The 13014-nt window shown below is 62.6% G+C and carries 13 protein-coding genes; 5 read left to right on the top strand and 8 right to left on the bottom strand.

Annotation, left to right across the window (positions count from 1 at the left end; genetic code table 11):
• Positions 1 to 64: 64 nt before the first annotated feature.
• The 5 genes from ACIPUB_RS04585 to kynA form a co-directional block, all read right to left on the bottom strand.
• Positions 65 to 1474, bottom strand: coding sequence for an FAD-dependent oxidoreductase (locus ACIPUB_RS04585; protein ID WP_407606290.1), 1410 nt, complete (start codon positions 1472 to 1474; stop codon positions 65 to 67).
• Positions 1475 to 2200: 726 nt separating this feature from the next.
• A complete protein-coding gene (locus ACIPUB_RS04580) occupies positions 2201 to 2674 on the bottom strand; it encodes an SRPBCC family protein (protein WP_407606289.1) in 474 nt (157 codons plus the stop codon).
• Positions 2675 to 2692: 18 nt separating this feature from the next.
• Positions 2693 to 3031 (bottom strand): helix-turn-helix transcriptional regulator, encoded by a 339-nt coding sequence (locus ACIPUB_RS04575; protein WP_264268385.1) that lies wholly within the window; start codon positions 3029 to 3031, stop codon positions 2693 to 2695.
• Positions 3032 to 3172: 141 nt separating this feature from the next.
• Entirely contained in the window at positions 3173 to 4006 is an 834-nt protein-coding gene (locus ACIPUB_RS04570; protein WP_407606288.1) for a PaaX family transcriptional regulator C-terminal domain-containing protein, read from the bottom strand.
• A gap of 9 nt (positions 4007 to 4015) precedes the next feature.
• Positions 4016 to 4885, bottom strand: coding sequence for a tryptophan 2,3-dioxygenase (kynA, locus tag ACIPUB_RS04565; protein ID WP_264268383.1), 870 nt, complete (start codon positions 4883 to 4885; stop codon positions 4016 to 4018).
• An 8-nt stretch (positions 4886 to 4893) separates the two neighbouring features.
• On the opposite strand from kynA, the gene ACIPUB_RS04560 reads away from it, so the two are divergent.
• Both ACIPUB_RS04560 and ACIPUB_RS04555 read left to right on the top strand, forming a co-directional pair.
• Entirely contained in the window at positions 4894 to 5793 is a 900-nt protein-coding gene (locus ACIPUB_RS04560) for a hypothetical protein (RefSeq protein ID WP_407606287.1), read from the top strand.
• 112 nt (positions 5794 to 5905) lie between these two features.
• On the top strand, positions 5906 to 6865 hold the full coding sequence (locus tag ACIPUB_RS04555) for an HNH endonuclease family protein (protein WP_407606286.1): 960 nt from the start codon (positions 5906 to 5908) through the stop codon (positions 6863 to 6865).
• Between the two features lie 19 nt (positions 6866 to 6884).
• Here ACIPUB_RS04555 and ACIPUB_RS04550 read toward each other — a convergent pair whose 3' ends face one another.
• Positions 6885 to 7844: a ribonuclease HI gene (locus ACIPUB_RS04550; RefSeq protein ID WP_407606285.1), complete on the bottom strand. Its 960-nt coding sequence runs from the start codon at positions 7842 to 7844 to the stop codon at positions 6885 to 6887.
• A 230-nt stretch (positions 7845 to 8074) separates the two neighbouring features.
• Here ACIPUB_RS04550 and ACIPUB_RS04545 point away from each other — a divergent pair, with 230 nt between their 5' ends.
• On the top strand, positions 8075 to 8977 hold the full coding sequence (locus ACIPUB_RS04545) for a PaaX family transcriptional regulator C-terminal domain-containing protein (protein ID WP_407606284.1): 903 nt from the start codon (positions 8075 to 8077) through the stop codon (positions 8975 to 8977).
• Here ACIPUB_RS04545 and ACIPUB_RS04540 read toward each other — a convergent pair.
• Positions 8905 to 9666 carry an alpha/beta hydrolase gene (locus tag ACIPUB_RS04540; protein ID WP_407606283.1) on the bottom strand — a complete coding sequence of 254 codons (762 nt, stop codon included), beginning with the start codon at positions 9664 to 9666 and terminating at the stop codon, positions 8905 to 8907. The two genes, ACIPUB_RS04545 and ACIPUB_RS04540, sit on opposite strands and share 73 nt — an antisense overlap.
• 72 nt (positions 9667 to 9738) lie before the next feature.
• Complete coding sequence (locus tag ACIPUB_RS04535) at positions 9739 to 10224, bottom strand: cupin domain-containing protein (protein WP_264268376.1); 486 nt, start codon at positions 10222 to 10224, stop codon at positions 9739 to 9741.
• 216 nt (positions 10225 to 10440) lie between these two features.
• Here ACIPUB_RS04535 and ACIPUB_RS04530 point away from each other — a divergent pair, with 216 nt between their 5' ends.
• Both ACIPUB_RS04530 and ACIPUB_RS04525 read left to right on the top strand, forming a co-directional pair.
• A complete protein-coding gene (locus ACIPUB_RS04530; protein WP_407606282.1) occupies positions 10441 to 11508 on the top strand; it encodes an MBL fold metallo-hydrolase in 1068 nt (355 codons plus the stop codon).
• Positions 11505 to 12962, top strand: coding sequence for an MFS transporter (locus ACIPUB_RS04525; RefSeq protein ID WP_407606281.1), 1458 nt, complete (start codon positions 11505 to 11507; stop codon positions 12960 to 12962). Before ACIPUB_RS04530 ends, ACIPUB_RS04525 begins: the two co-directional genes overlap by 4 nt.
• The last annotated feature ends 52 nt before the right edge of the window (positions 12963 to 13014 follow it).

The following is a 13014-nucleotide window of genomic DNA, read 5'->3' as shown; positions in this document are numbered from 1 at the left end:
ATGCCCCGCCGGCCCATCAGGGGATGGGAAAACGGGGCATGGGCCTCGGTGCCGGGCGAGCAGCCTATTTCTGCTCGGTGAGCACGTCCATTGCCTGAATCGCTTCCATGGCATTGGTGTCCAGGTCCTGGGACGGCCCAGTGAGATACCGCTCAAGCGAGTCGTCCATCGCGTTGATCCAGCGGGTGTGGTGGACCTCGGCCATGGTTCCGGTGATCACCGAGCGGTGGGCCTTGTCCCGGTAGCCCAGAATGTCTTCGGACTTGTGGCGCATCCAGTCCTTGAAGAGGGTGCTTACCGCGTCCAAGTCGAATTCCGGGTAATCGGTCGCCTTGATCAGTTCGCGGACATACTCGGTCTGGAAATCGGCTTCGGCGTCGTGGTCGGCCAGGGCCGCCTGCGCCTCGAGCCAGTTGCTGATGTCTGCGGCGCGGTCCACGGCGGAGGGCAGTGCGATCTTGCCGGTCATGACATCGCGGGCAAACCATGCCTGCGCGTCGAACATGTTGAAGGTGTAGTACTGGTCCTGGGCACCCAGATAGAACAGATTGACGTTCTGCTGCCATACGACGCCCTTATAGAGGTTGCCCGGATAGAGGACGTTCGGCGAATCAACTGCCAAGTCCGAAGGCAGGAACGGGTACTTGTGCAGGTAGCCGGTGCACATGACCACCGCATCGAACTCGCCGGTGGTGCCATCGGCGAAATGGGCGGTGGACCCGTCGAAGCGGGTAACCAGTGGACGCTCTACGGTGGTTGACGGCCAGTCGAACCCCATGGGTCCGCTGCGGTAACTCAAGGTGACGCTGGCGGCGCCCATTTTGTGTGCCTGCATGCCGATGTCTTCCGCGGAGTACGAGGAACCGATCAACAGCAGGCGTTTGCCGCCAAATCGCTCGGCGCCGCGGAAATCGTGGGCATGCAGGACCTCGCCGGGGAAGGTGTTGATCCCTTCGAAGTCCGGGATGTTCGGGGTGGAGAAGTGGCCGGTGGAGACGACCAGCTTGTCGAAGATGTAGGTCTCCGATTCCCCGGTCTTGACGTCTTGGCTGAAGAGCGTGAACTCCTTGCTGGCCTCGTCATAGTTCACCCAGCGGACGGCAGTGTTGAACCGGATGTACTTGCGCACGTCGGATTTCTCGACGCGGCCGGAAATGTAGTCAAAGAGGACCGCCCGCGGAGGGAAGGAGGAAATCGGTCGGCCAAAGTGCTCATCAAAGGTGTAGTCGGAGAACTCCAGGCATTCCTTGGGGCCGTTGGACCAGAGGTGGCGGTACATGGAGGAGTGGGCCGTTTCGCCGGATCCGTCAATCCCTGTGTGCCAGCTGTAGTTCCACTGGCCGCCCCAGTCCGACTGCTTTTCAAAGCAAACGATTTCGGGCATTTCCGCACCCTTTGCGCGCGCGGCTTCGAATGCCCGCAGCTGTGCCATTCCGCTGGGTCCTGCTCCAATGATTCCGACTCGCAAACTCATGCTTTTCTCCTCATTTATCGGACCGATTCAATACCCGCGAATCGCGGTAATTCGGTACTGTCCCGGTGAAGGGCGACAGCGGGAAATGCGATCCTCGGGGAAAGTATGAACTCTCCCCTGGATATGAGGTCAGGCGCCTGACGCGCCACATGGCAAATAGCTCCCGGGGGCCTCGATCCCGCTCGGGGGAGAGGCACCGCAATAACAGAAAAAGACCGACTGATAATGGCCGTTGCGGTTCCGAACGAACCAGCGCTCGGCCCGATGTGGGTTGACTGGCTCTACATCCATGACAACAGGCCTCGGCTAAATAGTCAAATCGTGTGTTCTATTTGAAGACGCGCAAAAGTTGTTTCGTATTGAAAATAATTCTTAAGTATAAGAATTATTGTCCAATGCGGATATCCAATTTTGTTGGTTGCAAGCCGAAGCGATCGCGTTCCTTGGGTTCGATGGAATTCCGCTCGTAAGGGTTATGTTTTAAATCAAAAAACCGAAATAATATGGCGTGGTTTCGCTTACTGACCATGGGTGAGGGTGGATGATTGGAGTTAGTTTTTGCATGGCGCGATGCAGTATCTTCTGCTCGGTGGGCATCTTGGTTGCCACGCACGCGGTGCGTCACTCGCGGATCGGTGCCCGAAGGAGTGGCTGGACAAGGTTGCGATTGACGGCTGCGCGGCTTGGGGATTGGACGGAATCGCCCCAAGCCGCGGAGCCCCGTCATTACTTGGTGGACAGCAGGGTGTCCAGTCGCTCGTACCCCTCCGTGATGCCGCCTTCCATGCCTGAGGCGGCCATGCCGTCGCGAGCCTCAACGGTGGGATAGACGGAGTGTCCGACAAGTCGGCAGCGGTCGCCCTCCAATGCTTCGAAACGCATGTAGTCCATGGCGACTACGTCGGGTTGGCCGTCGTATTCGAAGGTCTGGATGGCGAACTCGTTTTCGCGGACGGTGTGGAACACCCCGGTGAATCCGTAGGTCCCGGATTCGTTGGAGTGGGTGTACTTGTAGGATCCCCCGGTGCGGAAGTCGTAGGTCTCGATTTCCATTTTCAGCCCGTAGGGTCCGAGCCATTGGGCAATGAGGGCGGGGTCGCGGTGCGCCTCGAAGACCGCCGCGACGGGAAAGTCAAATTCCCGGGTGAAATCAATGAAGGGCGTGCCTTCCGGGATGCTGAGGTTCAGTGGGTTGGTCATGATGGGACTTTCGTGTATTTATCCGTGGCGTGCGGATTGGCCTTTGAGCACGGCGTCCAAGCGGTTGTATTTCTGGTCGGCAAGTAGCCGGTATTTGTCGATCCAGCCGGTCAGCTCCGTGAGCAGTGCAGGATTCAAGTGGACCGGACGCCGTTGCGCCTCGCGCGTGCGAGTCACCAGATGCGCCTGCTCGAGGACTTGAATGTGCTTCGAGATGCCTTGGATGGACATCTTGAACGGTTCGGCGAGTTCGTTGACGGTGGCGGGACCGGTGGACAGCCTGGCGATGATTTGCCGGCGCGTCGGGTCCGCAAGGGCCAGGAATGCCCTGTTGAGATCTTGCTCGTCGAAGGACACGTATTCAACTCTTTTCTTGATCAACCTTTCGGTTGATTACAACGATGCTCCGGTGTTTTCCGATAGTCAAGAGGTGGGTGTGCTGACCTTGGAATTTTTTGGTCGGCCGGATGCCGCCGTTCCGTCTCCGTGCCCCCGCCCCTACGCGAGGGCGGTCAGCGCGTCGACGTGGGAGCGTGCCGCGGAGGAGTGGCTGGCCTGGATGCACAGGAAGACTTCAGCGCTTTGGCGGCCTGGCCAGTCCCCGGGGAGGTAGTTTTCCGGCAGCCCGGGATCCAAATACGGAATGGTCCGCCATGAATCAATGGCCCGCACGTAGAGGGCGAAGCTCTCGGCGGCGCTTGCCTGTCCAGCGCCGGCCACGGCCTTGTTCTGGTCAAGAAAGCCGTGGTGCAGCGCCGAAAGCGCATCCAGGTCCCACCATGCAACAGCCGACGCCTGGGCGGTCCCGGTGAACTCCAGGAGATGGGAGACGATGACCGTCGCGTGGTCCTCCAGGCCCAGGACGCGCAGGATCTCCCAGACCTCGGCGCGCAGGTAGTCCGGGAAGATCCACAGTCCCGGCGCCATCAGGCCGCCGCCGATGCCCTGCAGGTACTTGCGCAGTTGGTAGCGGCGCTCGCGTTCGGCCTCCGGGATGGAGTACGAGAGCAGGCACCAGGGATCCGCCGGACCCATGGCGCGCGGTTCGAAGATGCGCCTGTCTCCCCGGGCGAGGATGCGTTCACCGGTGGGGGTGAGCTCGAGTCCGGAGATGCCGCCGCGCGCCTGCTGGTCGAGGATCCCCTTCTTCTTCAGGCGGGAGATGGCCGTCCGCGTCACCTGGGGCGTGGTGCCCAGCGCGTCCATCAGTGCAATCATGTGCGCCGAGGAAATCCAACCGCCCAGCTCGCGCAGGTACAGGCCCACGATGGTGCGGACCAGGGAGGTGGTGCTGCCCGTGCGGGCATCCAGGTCGTCGAGCTCGGTCAGCATGGTCGGGCGCTATTTGCCGATCTCGGTGCGGACGGCAAACAGCTCCGGGAAGAATGTCAGGTCCAGTGCACGCTTGAGGAAATCCACGCCGGAGGACCCACCGGTGCCCTTCTTGAAGCCGATGGTGCGTTGAACGACGCGCATGTGGCGGAAGCGCCAGGCCTGGAAATTGTCCTCCAGGTCAACGAGGTCCTCGCAGGCCTGGTAGAGGCTCCAGGTGGTGTCGTCGGATTCGTAGATGTCCTTGTAGATGGGAACCAGTGCCTCTTGGAAGACCCACGGCTGGGAGACATCGCGTTCCAGGATCGCCTCGGGGACGGCATAGCCCGAACGGGCCAGGGCGCGGAGGAAGGAATCATAGACGGTTGGTTCGTGCAGGAGCTTGGATAGCAACTGGTGGGCATCGGGATCGGATTCAAAGACCTTGAGCATGCCTTCGTGCTTATTGCCCAGGATGAACTCGACGGCACGGTATTGGTACGACTGGAAACCGGAGGATGAGCCGAGCGAGCCGCGGAATTGGGCGTACTCACGCGGGGTGAGTGTGGCCAGAACTGCCCATTGTTCGGTCAGTGTCTTCTGGATGTGCTTGACGCGGGCGAGGCATTTCAGCGACTTGCCTATTTCGTCGCTGTCCATCAGGCGACGTGACTCAACCAGCTCGTGCAGCATTAGCTTGAGCCACAGCTCGCTGGTCTGGTGCTGGATGATGAACAGCATCTCATCGTGGTGCTCAGGGACACTGACGGGGTGCTGTGCCGAAAGCAGCCGCCCCAGGTCCAAATAGCTTCCGTACGACATGGTGTTGCTGAAGTCGGTACGGACGGTGTCTTCTATTTCGCGTGCACCCTCGGGCGTCTGTGCGTGTGGGCAGGCCATGGAAGGAAGTGTATCAGTTCCTCGACGTGCGGCAAGATAGTGAAATGATGCGCGCTTTTGCTCTGCACGATTGCGCACGACCTGGCGAAACACGCGAGTTGCCGGCGGCGATGGAAATGGTTGACCCCGCCTCTCCGCGGCCGTGCTCCGGCGCATGCGGTTCCAAGGGGGTCGCCGTGGATCCGGTGCTCAGCTGGAAAGAGCACGGAGGTGGAACCACCTTTCGCCGCGGTTTGGGCCTTGGTCTGTGGTTTGATAGGGAGTTGAATGTGGATGGCCAGGGGTGCCATCCGGATATTGGGGGAGACATGAAGTCATTTACTCGCACACTCACCGCTTTGGCGGCCGCTGTTTCGATCGTTTTTTCCGGGGCGGCCGTGGCAGCAGCCGCGCCCGTAGCGCCGACCCAAGCGATCAATGTGGTGGCCGCCAAAAAAGCTCCGGCGATCACGATCAACAAGATCGCCAACAAAACGGTTAAGGGTTCCGCCAAGGCCACCATCAAACCGTCGGTCAAGGCGGCCAGGGGCGTCAAGGTCACCTCAAAGGTGTTGACCGTCAAGCAAGGCAAGAAGACCGTTGCCAAGAACAAAACGTCGGTTTCACTGAAGGCCGGGACCTACAAGGTCACGACCAAGGTGAACTACAAGATCGGCAAAAAGAAGCTCTCGGCGTCCAAGACGCAAACCCTGGTCGTCAAGAAGGCCAAGGTGAAGAAGGCTTGGGCCGCGGCAAAGGGCAAGAACTGCCCCGCAGGCTACCCCGTCAAGGGCAACCAGACCGGCAGCAACAAGGAATGGAAGTACCACGTTCCCGGCGGCCAGTTCTATCGCATCACGGTTCCCGAGCAATGCTTCAAGACCACTTCCGACGCACGCAAGGCCGGATACCGCGCCTCGAAGCGCTAGGCCCATTTTCGGTTGTTGATCCACACGCGTGGCCGGCAGGCAAACTGTGGGCCACGCGTGTTTATATGTACCTTCGGCGTTGTGCGTTGTTGATTCATCCTGAAAGAGCGTTTTGAAGCACCTGATAAGCATTATCGTCTCCATCCTGATCCTGACCGGTGCCTTGGTGGCGAATTTCGGCACCCTTGTTGGCAATGATCAAGCCACTGATGTCACCACCCTGGGGACCGGCAGCACTTCGTCGTCCGTGGCCGGAGCGGGAGTCACCCCCGGTGCCAAACTTGATGGCCTACCCGCGGTGTCGGTGCTGAACACCTTGCCGGTCAAGGGCAAGGCGCCGGCAACCGGCTACGACCGGAACCAGAAGTTCGGCAATGGCTGGAAGGACTTCAACGGGAACAAATGCGACGAGCGCCAGGACACGCTCAAGCGCGACTTGTCGTCTGTAAAGTTCAAGGACGCGAAGAAATGCCAACTCGCCTCCGGCACGTTGGCTGACGTGTACACCGGGACCACCATTAAGTGGAAGGTGAACAGCGGGTCCGTTGACATCGACCACGTGGTGGCGTTGAAGAACGCATGGGTGTCAGGCGGTATGCAGCTGTCCCAGGACCAACGCCAGGGTCTCGCCAACGATCCGTTGAACCTCATGGCCTCGCAAGCATCGGCCAATCGTTCCAAGGGCGATGCCAATGCCGCCGAGTGGTTGCCGGCCAACAAGTCTTTCCGCTGTCGGTACGTGGCAACGCAGATCAGCGTCAAGAAGAAGTACACGCTGTCTGTGACCGCGTCCGAAAAGAACGCCATGGAGCGCGTGCTCTCCACGTGCCCGAAGCAAAAGGCCGCCTCAGTGACCCCGCTCAAGCCGCTTGCCAAGGTGCCAACCGTAGCGCCTGGGACCAACGCGGCACCAGCGAAGAAGCCCTCGACCACGGCGCCCAAGCCCAAGCACGTATCACCCGGTGCCTACTGTGCGCAGGCCGACAAAGACACCAAGGGCATTGGCAAGAAGACCGGGAAGAGCTACACCTGCAAGAGCAGCGATTCCGACACCCGCCTGCGCTGGCGCTAAACAAGCGGGCGACGCCCGCCTATTGGACCTGGAAGAACCTCCCGGTGCGCAAGGGCATCACCTTGCCAATGTCGACCCCTTCGTCGGCGATCTGCAACAGCAGGCGTTGCCGCTCAACGGAGGAAATGTTCGCCGCGGAACATCGCCTGGCCACCAGGGCCAATCTGTCGGCAAGTTCGTTCATGGGATCGCCCGAATGCGCCTTGACCCAGTCATAGCTGACCTTGGAACGCGTGAGCAGCTCATGGATTTTGTGCACGATCGTCCTCGCCTCCGCGGACTTCGTGCGGGCGTGGCTTTGGGGATTGTGGAGCAGGTCAATGGCCATGAGCGAATCCGAACGGATGCGAAAGCGAACCGATCCGGCGAACAGGTCGTCACGGTACCTGCTGGCATCCAGCAGGGCGTAGTAGATGGAATTGAGTTCGCCCTGAAGGATGTCCTTGCCGGTGGCGGCGAAGGCATTGATCATGGGTGCTGTACCGCGGCCGTAATCCAGGATCCAGCCATGGCCCATCAACGGGCTGTGCCAACTGCGCGAGGCGTCGGTGGTGATCGTCAGCTCCGAGTAGTAGTCCTCGATGCGTTCCTGGAGCAGTGCCGTGGCCGCCTTCGCGCCGGCCAGTGGACGGAACTGCTCCGAAACCATGAACCCCAGCTGTGCCAATGCCTCGGGGAGTCGAATATGTCCGTTCAGCAACGCGTTGTCGCAATACACGGGTTCTGACGCATTGCAGCGCACCGCGCGAATGGCCTTGTCGAGATGGGTGACCAGGACGCCGAGCCGCTGCCCTGATTCTTGGACGGACAGGACTCCGCACCGTTGCCCGACAACCTGGAACGCGGTGGTTCGAACCACTGCCCAAAAAAGGATCTGGTTGTGGTGCCGGACCTCGACGGTGACCCCTGAGCGCTCGGTGACCGTCTGGACCGCGGGAATGAACCGCGCGGATGGAGGCGTGGGGCGTGGTGCCTGCATGGTCTCCTCCTCGATTCGGCGCTGGGCTGGTTTCGCGTGCGAATACCCGCTTCCCCAAAGCTACCTAAAATACCTGCCCGTGTGGATAGGGAACCGGTGATCGTCCCGAAAGCTGCCTGTCGGGACGGTGAAATCCCTTGGCCGTCCCCGCGTGACCGGGCGCTGTCCCGCAGTGTGTCTAGGATGGGTATGGCAACGAGGTACTTTACGAGAAGCGGATCCGCACCGGCATGGAAACACGGCAGTCGAAGCTGCAGCACCAGCAGCTGATCGTCACCCTCTATGGGCTCTATGGCCGATCGACGGGGGGCGTCTTCCCGGTGGCCGTGTTGGTCGACATGCTCGGCGCGCTGGGTATCGAGCCGCCCGCTGTGCGCTCGACGGTATCCAGGCTCAAGCGCAACGGCGTGCTCGTGAGCCACCGGGACGGCAACACGGCCAGCTACCGCCTCTCAGCGGACGTTCTCGATGCCTTCGACGAGGGCGACCAGCGGATTTACGCCCCGGAACGCTCGCACCCCAACGACCCCTGGTCGTTGGTCATCTTTTCCGTGCCGGAAGCAGAACGCAACCGCCGCTATGAGCTGCGGACCGAACTGAACAGCCTAGGCTTCGGGGCGGTGGGCGCGGGCGTTGCCATCGCACCAAGCAACGTCCTGCCGCAGGCAATGCGGCGGCTGAAGGACCGGGGACTTGACCGATACGTCGAATACTTCAGCGCAGACTACCTGAGCCAGCAGGACATCAAGGCGAAGGTGCCCCAGTGGTGGGACCTGCAGGAGCTGGACGAGCAGTACCGGGATTTCCTTGGGCTTTACGGAGCGGCGAAGGAGGAATGGTCTGCGCGGCTCGAAGCCGGCAGCGGCGGCGATCCCGCCGCCGAGTTGGCCAGGGAGGCATTTGCCTTCTACGTGCCCTTGCTGACGCTGTGGCGGCGCTTCCCCTACCGGGACCCCAACCTGCCCTTGGAATTCCTTCCCGAGGGTTGGAAGGCCCCCGCTGCCAAACACACATTCTGGGCCATCGATGCGCTGCTTGCCCCCATCGCGAAGTCCTACGCCTACTCGCTCTTGGCCGCTCGGGGCGTGGGGCCCGATGCCTCGGCCATCCAGGACAGTGCCCCGGCCCAGTGAACGGCCAGCGGGTCAATGGCTTCGAGGTGGCCCAGGGTCCTGAATTCGCGTAGCTCCACCGGGGAACCCTGTGACCCCGCGGCGGCCATGAACGCGTTCGAATGCACGATCGGCACGCGGTCGTCATTTGCCCCATGAAGGATCACCGTTGGCGTGGTGCCGAGCGGCTGGTGCACCGGCGAGGCGGAGCGGTAGATTTCGGGGGCCTGGTCCGGGGTGGCCCCGAAGTATTCGGCCGCCGCGTTGTCTCCCAGGTTCTCCAAGTAGGTCCGCTCCGCATCGGTGACCGGTGCCAGGGCCACAACTCCATCCGCGAGTCGGGCCGTGAGCAGCGCCAGCTGCCCGCCCACCGAATGGCCGACCGTGAGCAAAGGCCCGCCGATGCCCTCGGCCTGCTGGAACGCGGCGATGCGTTCCAGCGCCTCCGTGGTGTCCTCCAGCGGGGCCGGCCACCGGCCGGTGGCGCCGCGGCGGTATTCCACGTTGGCCGTGATCCAGCCTTCGGCCCGCAGCGATGCGGCCAGTGGGTCCATCAAAGAGGCGAAGAGGTGTGAACGCCAATAACCCCCGTGGATGAGAACCGCGATGCCGCGCGGCCGGGTTCCAGGCTCGGGCCGTGAAAGCACGAGGTGCTGGGCCTCGTCGGGGCCGTAGGACAGGATCCCGGATAGCGGGGGCGTGCTGGTCATGTCATGTACTCCTTGGCGCAAACGATGGGAGGGCAGTGCGGGTTCCGCACTGCCCTCGACTCTAGCGGACGCCTAGGCGCCCGGAACGGCTCCCGGCGGCAGGAAATTGACGTCGCGCAGGGCCGAGAGACGGACGACTTCCTCGGGATCGGTGAGATTGTGCAGCTCGTCGAAGAGGGTGGAGAGCTGGCCCGCCGGGCTGACCCAGAAGAGGGACTTGCCCGGGGTTTCGTGCTTGTTGTAATAGGCATGCGGCAGCCCCATGGGCATGCGCACGGTGTCGCCCGGGCCCGCGGTGGTCCACTCGCCGTCGAGATAGAGCGTGTACACGCCCTCCATGATGTAGATGTGCTCGTCCTGCGTGGGGTGCACGTGCGGGGGAACGCCGGTGCCGGCCGGGTCAAGGGACAGCCAGGCGAAGGACGAAGAGCTTTCCACCTTGGATAGATAAGTGTGTCCCAGTACGTTCCAGGTCTTGTTGCCCATGGCCTCGCTGGCGAGGGTGATGCCCTTGGGTAGATCTCCGAGAACGATTTCCTGGCCCTGTTGGATTTCCATTGCAGCTCCTTGTCGCATGTTTCCTTGGTTGACCCAGCATGGCAGAAAACCACGACCATATGCAATAGGTATTGCGATCGCCAGTTCTAGTGCATATGATGTGGATCACGCTTGGGGGCGTGCGCTGCTGCAAGGTCAAATTGCCGCGGCGTACTTGAACCAACCACAGACCGGGCCATGAACCGACAGCCCTTCCAAACGAAGCGAGGCGCCAGCGTGAGTACAAAAAATTTCAGCGGCATGAGTGTGCACACCTTGGGGACGGGAGGTGGACCGATCGTCTCAAGTTCCCGGGCCGGCACCAGCACCGCGGTCCGGGTCGACGATGCCACCTACGTCTTCGACTGCGGCATGGGCAGCATCCGCAACTACCGCTCGCATTGCGAATGGGGCCAGTTGCGCGGCATCTTCCTCACACACCACCACTCCGACCACATCTACGACCTGGGTTCCTTCCTGGTCACCGGCTGGCAGGTGCCCGGGGAGTCCTTCGCGGCACCCATCGAGGTCTTTGGCCCTGGAAAGCCAGCCCGCATCCCGGCCCTCGATGAAGAACATGCGCGGGACATCGACGCCCGCGTGGGCAATCGCGAAATGACCTCAACCACGCAGATCGTTGACGCATTGCTCGACACTGTGTTCGCTTCGGACATCGCCATCCGCATGGCCGACGAGGGCCGCGGAGAGCCGCACGAATGGGTGCGCGGGCACGACATCGAGATCCCCACGGCCGCGGGTGCCGACCCGGTGGCCAACAGGCACCCGGTGATGGAGCCGTTCGAGATCTACCGCGACGAGCTCGTGGTCGTTTCCGCCATCCTGGTCGACCACCGGCTGTGCTTCCCGGCCTTCGGGTTCCGCATCGACTCGCGCCACGGCTCGGTCGTGATCTCGGGGGACACCGCCTACTCGGAAAACTGCATCAGGCTCGCCCGGGGCGCCGACCTGCTGCTGCACGAGGTCATCGACCTGCCCTCCATCCTGGCGACTTTCCCCGACGGGCCCACCCGCGAGGGGATCGAGGTCCACCTGCGCGAATCGCACACTCCCTTTGCCGAGGTCGGCAAGGTCGCCGCCGCGGCCGGAGTCAAGGCCCTGGTGCTCCACCACATCGTGCCCAACACCCCGGGCACCGCCGACCTGGTGGCCATGGGCGAGGCGGTCCGCCGGGACTTCGCCGGCACCGTGCACATTGCCGAGGACAATGATGTCTTCTTCCCCGGGGACCGGGCAACCACTAACCTTGAAACCGCAGGACTTGAAATCATCGGAGCAGGCGCATGAGCACCTCGGAACACGTCCAGCCGCACACCCTTCGTGCGGCCGTCAAATACGGGAAAATGAATCGCCGGGCATGGATTGTCACCTCCTTGCTGGTCGTCTTCCAAATCATCAACTTCGCGGACAAGGCCGTTCTCGGCCTTGTCGCCGACTCGGCCATCAAGGAACTGGGCCTCACTGCGGGCCAGTTTGGACTCATCGGCAGCGCATTCTTCTTCCTCTTCGCCATCGCCGCGGTGGCCGTGGGCTTCCTGGCCGGCAAGGTCTCCACCCGCTGGATCCTGCTGACCATGGGCATCAGCTGGGCCGTGCTGCAGTTCCCGATGCTGTTCGGGGGCGGCGCCGCGGTCCTCCTGGTCACCCGCATCCTGCTCGGCGGGGCCGAGGGCCCGGCAACCCCCATTTCCCTGCAACACGTCCACGGCTGGTTCCCGGCCAAGGAGCGCGGCTTCCCCTCCAGCATCATTGCCATTGGCTCCACGCTCGGACCCATCATCGCGGCCCCCATCCTGGCCGGCATCATCGCGCACCCGGCACTCGGCTGGCGTTGGGCCTTCGGGTTCCTGGGCATAGTGGGCCTGCTCTGGAGCGTCGTCTGGTTCCTCGTAGGGCGGGACGGACCCTACAGCCACATCACCGCGAAGAAGGCCGCCACCGAGGCGGAACCGGCGAAGGTCCCGGAAGCCGCGGTGCCCCGGGAGCAGCCGGCCGCCGGAAAGCCGGGCGCAAGCATCACCGAACGTGCCGATCTGCTCAAGCTCGTCCCCATCCGCCGGGTGCTGGGCTCGAGAATGTTCATTGCTGCCGTCCTGGCCGGTGCGGGTTGTTTCTGGGCGCAGGGCTTCCTGACCACCTGGTCGCCGAAATACCTCGGCTCGGTCGTCGCCCTCTCGCCCGAGATGATCGGCCTGGTCTCGACCTTCCCGTGGGTCATCGGCGCCCTGGCGCTGCTGGTGCTGGGATACACCTCGCGGTACCTGATGCGCCGCGGCGTCACGGTGCGCTGGGCCATGGGCGCCCTGTTCGGCGCTTCGCTGCTGGTCTCGGGCATCTGCTTCACCGTGCTGCCGCACCTGCACGGCTACGCAGCGGTGACGGCGCTGACCCTTGGCGCCGGATTGGCGATGATCTACCCGCTGGCCCCCACCGCCATCGCGTTCTGTGTCGCCTCCAAGCAGCGTGCCGCCATCATGGCCACGCTGACCGGGCTGGCCTCGGTCGGCGGCGTCATTGCCCCGGCCATGGTCGGATCGCTCATGGACCGCGCCGGATACATTCCCGGTCCCAAGGGCGTGCGCGACAGCGCGGAAATGGCCTCGTTGCTGGCCCAGGGCATGAACTCGTCATTCTCCATGATCGGGATCTACTTGGTCGTCGTGGGTGTCATCTGCGTCCTGCTGCTGAACCCGGACCGCACCGCCGAACGCCTGCAGACACGGTTTGCCTTCAACGGATAACCTCGGAGGCACCAACCAACCGCGGGGCGTGGGGGAAGAATCGTTCTTCCCC

The organism is Paeniglutamicibacter sp. ORCA_105, from assembly GCF_045798545.1.
In the GTDB taxonomy this organism is placed as follows: domain Bacteria; phylum Actinomycetota; class Actinomycetes; order Actinomycetales; family Micrococcaceae; genus Paeniglutamicibacter; species Paeniglutamicibacter sulfureus.
This window is presented reverse-complemented; position numbering and strand designations above follow the sequence as displayed.